At 50.9% G+C, this 3,874-nt stretch carries 4 protein-coding genes; 3 read left to right on the top strand and 1 reads right to left on the bottom strand.

Features of this window, described 5'->3' with window-relative positions; genetic code table 11:
* Positions 1-26: 26 nt before the first annotated feature.
* The gene (locus JRI89_17720) at positions 27-290 is read right to left on the bottom strand and encodes a transposase (GenBank protein ID MBW2073071.1); all 264 of its coding nucleotides are present in this window, start codon (positions 288-290) and stop codon (positions 27-29) included.
* 821 nt (positions 291-1,111) lie between these two features.
* On the opposite strand from JRI89_17720, the gene JRI89_17725 reads away from it, so the two are divergent.
* The 3 genes from JRI89_17725 (at position 1,112) to JRI89_17735 (ending at position 3,770) form a co-directional block, all read left to right on the top strand.
* Positions 1,112-2,335 (top strand): aldehyde dehydrogenase family protein, encoded by a 1,224-nt coding sequence (locus JRI89_17725; GenBank protein ID MBW2073072.1) that lies wholly within the window; start codon positions 1,112-1,114, stop codon positions 2,333-2,335.
* Between the two features lie 97 nt (positions 2,336-2,432).
* Positions 2,433-2,939, top strand: coding sequence for a hypothetical protein (locus JRI89_17730; GenBank protein MBW2073073.1), 507 nt, complete (start codon positions 2,433-2,435; stop codon positions 2,937-2,939).
* A 231-nt stretch (positions 2,940-3,170) separates the two neighbouring features.
* Complete coding sequence (locus tag JRI89_17735) at positions 3,171-3,770, top strand: NAD(P)H-dependent oxidoreductase (GenBank protein MBW2073074.1); 600 nt, start codon at positions 3,171-3,173, stop codon at positions 3,768-3,770.
* Positions 3,771-3,874 lie beyond the last annotated feature (104 nt).

A 3,874-nucleotide genomic window follows, 5' to 3' on the forward strand; every position in this document is an offset into this window, starting at 1 on the left:
TCCTGCTTTGCCGCAGGCGGTATGGATCAATCCTCCTGCGCAGGCAATGGTGAACAGAAAGAAGCTACAGTAATTTCCGCAAGTGAGTGTCCAAAAGTTGTTGACAGGTTCCGCCAGTCAAAGAATCTGCGCAAAGAGTCCTTATCCTGATGGGCGCCAGTATAGATCAGCCGCTTCCTTTCCAGATCATAGACCTGGGTGTGGTAGACATGGCCTTTCTTGCGACTGATCTCATCGATGCCAATGAGTCGAACATCCCCGTAGTCTTCCTGCTCTCTGCCGTATGCCACTGCAGCCTCCACCGCGCTTCTGACCGTGTTCCAAGGAGACGTGAAAAAGACTGGCTACTTGATCCCAGGAGAGCAGTCTAGCCAGTCGGAGCGAAGTGGAGATCCCGCTCTGCGGGAAAGGAAAAGCACGGTGATAAGGGGAAAGCTGATGGGCTTTTTGCCCATGCTCCAGGGAATACGTTCCACTTTGATTCCGTGAGCAGGACATTTGACTCGCCTGGGATGGTAGTAGAGAAAGACCGCAATACCCCACAGGGAGACATGTCGCCAACGCCTCTCTCTGAGCTTGTCCTTCGGATGAAAACGCTTGCCATCCCGCCAACGGCGGGACTAGGCAACTTCCTTTTCTTCTTGACATCCAGTTCGATCCTCAGTTCGTTGTTGGCAAGCCTGGTCGAAACAATTCGATGATCCTTGATTCCCAGAGTCAAACGTACGATACTGGATACGAGCATGAGTCATCCCTCCGCTATTTAGGTTTTGGTTTCCACCTTCTAAATATCGGATTTGACTCATGCTTTCTACCTTCTATCGCTCATTCGTAGCACACATTCTGTTGAGGAGCCTTATATGAATGGGGCAGGCACAGAGATATGTGTTGGAAGCAAAGTGATGATAATGGCTACACAGAGTTTAGTTCTTGCTTAAGGACCCACGGTTTGGCAAGAAGTACAATGCATAGGGCGGGTGAAAAATTGAATGAGCAAGGATCGACAATTCGGTACGTTTGTTGATAAATTGGAACAAATGTGAGACAAACTTCAAGGGAAGCTTCCGTCTTTTTTTATTTTTATATTGCGCAGAGCGCAGGAGAGAATTATATGGTTTCAGCTTATGCTCTAAGCATGCGATTGGAAGCCATTGAGAGGCTGGCTGACGGTCTGGAAAGCAACTCCACAGCACTTCAGGAGGCCGCTGCCCAGGATGCCGGCTTTCCTGTGAGAATTACTTCCATGGAAGTAGATCTGGCTGTTGACTATCTGCGGACCATGGCAGAAGAGATCGCCTGGATAGAAAACGGGCGGCCCTATGGTACTGTTGCCGCCATCTTTCCCTACGACGCCCCCGCTGTCATGCTGGCGCGCCTTGGTGGGGCAGCATTATTGACCGGCAATCGATTGCGCTTCAGCTTCTCGTCGCACACGCATCGCACAGCCGCTTTGCTCCAAGAAATATGCAGGCCTCTGGATACTCTCGAGCCTGTGGTCGGGAAAGACAATCGAGTATTTGGCCGCAACTGTGTGGAGGACGAAGCGATCCGGGTGCTCTTTATGTCCGGCGCTTCTGCTGTGGGAGAAGCATATCGCCGCCAGCATCGTGCCTTTGACAAGCTCTTTTTCGCGGGGCCGGGAGGCATGCCTGCAGCTGTGGTATTTAAAGATGCTTCTGTGCAGCAGGCAAGCCAGTTCATAGCGCGCCGTGCCTTCATAAACGGCGGCCAGTACTGCACCACCATCAAAAAGGCGCTGATTCACAGAAGCCTCTATGAAGCTGTGCGGAACCAGATCCTGGGCCATGTCCGCAGCCTGAAGGTGGGAGACCCCCTCGATCCAGAAACAGACATTGGGCCCATACGTGTGGAACGAACCCGTGTCATTCTTGAAAAAGCTCTTGATAATATTCCAGCAGCACGCCTGCTTACCGGTGCTGTCAAAGACGAAACTGTATTTCCTCTAGTGCTCGAGATGGACAATGGAGAAATCCCCGATCTAGAGCTCTTCGGTCCCCTTCTCGTTCTCAAGCCCTTTGATGATCCTGAGGCGGCGGTACAGGAATTGATCCAGACAAGGTATGGCTTCCTGTTGGCTTTTTTCGGAACGCCGCCAGAGCACGGGCGCAGATTGTTCCACCAGCATTTCGGCATGGTTCACGATAATCCCCAGTTCTTTTTCACTCCCCTGCGTCTTCCCTTCGGCGGCAAAAAGGCCAGCGGCTGGATCCTGGAGCGTCGGGGCGAGGAGTGGCTGGAGCGAGAGCGTCGGGGCGAGGAGTGGCTGGAGCGAGACGGAGCTTTTATCTATAGTAAGGAGTTGGTCTCGACTTAGCAGAACGGGCAGCCTTATTGGTTTACTTCATAATTCGGAAAATGGATGATCTCATCTGTCATTTGTGAAGCAGAAAAGCATTGGATTGGAGGATGTTATGGCCAGTTTCAAAGAGCGTATTATTCGGGCTGCAAAACTGGATGCCCAGTTGTATGAAGAGGTGGAGGCTGATAAAGAGGCGATGGGACAGGCTACGGGGGTTGTGGTTCTTTCCAGTGTAGCAGCTGGCCTCGGAAGCATTACCCAGGTTGGCATAGGGGGCATTGTCATCGGCACCATCGCGGCCCTTGTCAGCTGGTATATCTGGAAACTACTCCCCGAGCCAAACACCAGGGCTGACGTGGGACAGCTGCTGAGGACCATCGGCTTCTCGAGCTCTCCAGGCCTGCTTCGTGTATTGGCCATTATCCCGCTCCTGGGTGGCATTGTTTTTCTGATTACCTCCATCTGGATGCTTGTGGCCATGGTGATTGCAGTGAGACAGGCCCTCGACTATCAGAGCACAATGCGGGCAGTGGGTGTGTGCCTGATCGGCTGGATCGTTCAGGCACTGATCATTTTCCTGCTGTTCACCATTTTCGGTGGAGGCGGCCAATCCATGTGATTCTGCGTTCAACTGGTAGATGACTGCTCTTCTAACTCTTAAAACTGGCAGATATAAGTTGCCACTGCTGTTCTGCTTCTTGCCAGCACATTAGGCGGCGTTCCATCTCTGACCGAGACGGCCTCCGCCTTGATCTGGCATTTTTGCCCCAGTAAGATGCAATACAGAGCCTGCATAGAACTCTGATTATTGCGTTTGCTTCAGAACAAACAAGAAGGTGCTGCTGACCATATGAGAGTATCAGTAATACTTGCTCACCCCAACAAGGAAAGTTTCAATCACGCCATTGCAGCTGCTGCAGTGGAAACATTGAAACAGAACGGGCATACGGTCTGTTTTCATGACCTGTATGACGAGAAATTCGAGCCAATACTGCCATCTGAAGAGATCCAGGATGGCGCCCTTTTGCCGCCAGAAATTGAAAAACATTGCACGGAAATATCAAAGGCAGATGGAATCATTGTCGTCCACCCCAACTGGTGGGGCCAACCGCCGGCAATTCTAAAGGGATGGGTCGACAGAGTTCTTCGGCCGGGGGTGGCTTATGAATTTCTGGAGGGCGACAAAGGAGAAGGGGTGCCGAATGGTTTGTTGAGGGCCAAAGCTGCTATTGTTTTCAATACCTCGAATACAGAGAGTGTAAGAGAGAAAAATGTATTTGGTGATCCTCTGGAGACCATCTGGAAGAATTGCATCTTTGGCTTGTGTGGCGTCAACAATTTCTATCGTAGAATGTTCAGCATTATTGTTATCAGCACTGAAAAACAAAGAAAAGAGTGGCTACAAGAGGCGAGGCAAACGATTGCTAAATATTTTCCAATAAACAAGTAATAAGAAAGTTAGCTGTAATGGGCGCTTTCAGCCCATAGCTGGCGCCACCCTTGATCCTTGATATTTCATGAACACACCACCAGGCACACCTTCGTGCTCTTCAC

This window comes from Deltaproteobacteria bacterium (assembly GCA_019309045.1).
GTDB lineage: Bacteria > Desulfobacterota > Syntrophobacteria > BM002 > BM002 > JAFDGZ01.